This is a genomic window from Paenibacillus ihuae (assembly GCF_001368795.1).
GTDB classification, from domain to species: domain Bacteria; phylum Bacillota; class Bacilli; order Paenibacillales; family Paenibacillaceae; genus Paenibacillus_AQ; species Paenibacillus_AQ ihuae.
Window position 1 is genome coordinate 45,805 of the sequence record NZ_LN831201.1, and the last position, 1,361, is coordinate 47,165.

2 protein-coding genes are annotated in these 1,361 nt (G+C 51.1%); one reads left to right on the forward strand and one right to left on the reverse strand.

The features are described 5' to 3' along the window. Positions 1-271: helix-turn-helix domain-containing protein (locus AQR02_RS34840; protein WP_245237721.1), on the reverse strand; the 271-nt coding region annotated here is incomplete at its 3' end. 225 nt (positions 272-496) lie between these two features. On the opposite strand from AQR02_RS34840, the gene AQR02_RS24560 reads away from it, so the two are divergent. Beyond that, a partial coding sequence (locus tag AQR02_RS24560; RefSeq protein ID WP_054943033.1) for an alpha/beta hydrolase occupies positions 497-1,361 on the forward strand: 865 nt, incomplete at its 3' end.

Sequence of the window (1,361 nt, forward strand, 5' to 3'; positions counted from 1 at the left end):
CCGGGAGCAGCAATGCCGCCGGTTCATCCAGTGTCGGCAGGTGCGTGGACAGCTCCCAGATGCGGATGCCGAGCCGGTATTTATCCGTCGCTTCATTGCGCAGCAGAAAGCCCTTCTCCTCCAGTGTCGTCAGCAGCCGGTGTACTGTGCTTTTATGCAGACTGATTTTGGCGGCAATCTCCGTCAGGCTCAAATCGCTCTCCTGTGTAAAGCAAAGCAATATATCCAGCGCACGTTCTACGGCGCGAACAGTCAATTTACGGTCCTCCACAGCGTTCTCCCCTTACCTGTTTCATTAAATGAAACCCGGTTACATTATTCTACATAATCAACTCTATCTTAGTGCAAAAGTCCAAAGAAAGTCCAGCATATTCACAGGTCCGGAAAAGCTTGGGTTCCAGTTTACAGTTAGATTACAAAACATGCGAATTCATTGACTTTGCCGGGTCGTGACCCTACGATTAAACATATGAACTATTTTCTAGGAGTGGACGTTATGGATCTGGCAACTACACGTACTGGCACGCCGGTCTCCCGTAAACCTGATAAGCAAAAGCCAGGTGCAGCTCACCAGCTTTCTCTGCGGATGATTCGCGTTAAACATATTGTCGTAGCGCTTTTATTGTCGATATTTTTCTTTTTTGTCTTCTGCTTCATTGCACTCCATGCCTATATCGCCTGGGTACTGTCCAATCCGACGGTAGCCCCTCTCTATTCCACACCGATGATCGCCAAAGGGCTGGAGTATGAGGATGTGACCTTCTCTGCACTGGATGGCAGCCGTACGATGCAGGGCTGGTACATTCCGTCCGAAGGCGCCACCAAGACTATCGTCTTCAGCCATGGGTACGGGGCCAACCGCGAAGAGACCTGGGTTCCGATGTATGACCTGGCACACTATGCGCACAGCCTGAATTTCAATGTTGTCATGTTCGACTACGGTTTTGCTTCCCAGACCAGCAAGGACATCGCAACCGGCGGTAAAAAAGAATCCCAGCAGCTGCTCGGTGCCATAAAATTCGCTAAGGACAGGGGAGCCAGCGAAATCGTCGTCTGGGGCTTCTCGATGGGTGCTGGAACTGCACTCCAGGCGGGACTTGTGACGAAGGATGTCGATGCGATGATCCTGGACAGCACCTTCCTGCTGGAGCCGGACACGCTCTACCATAATATCAAGCAGAATATCAACCTTCCCCGCCAGCCTTCTCTTGAGATTATGGAAATGCTGTTTCCCGTGCTGAACGGAACAGGACTGAATCAGATTCCCTATTCCAAGGTGAAAAAACAGGACTACGCCTTCCCGATTCTGTTCATGCACGGCACCCTGGATGACAAGGCACCTTATCCGATTGCGGAGGAGC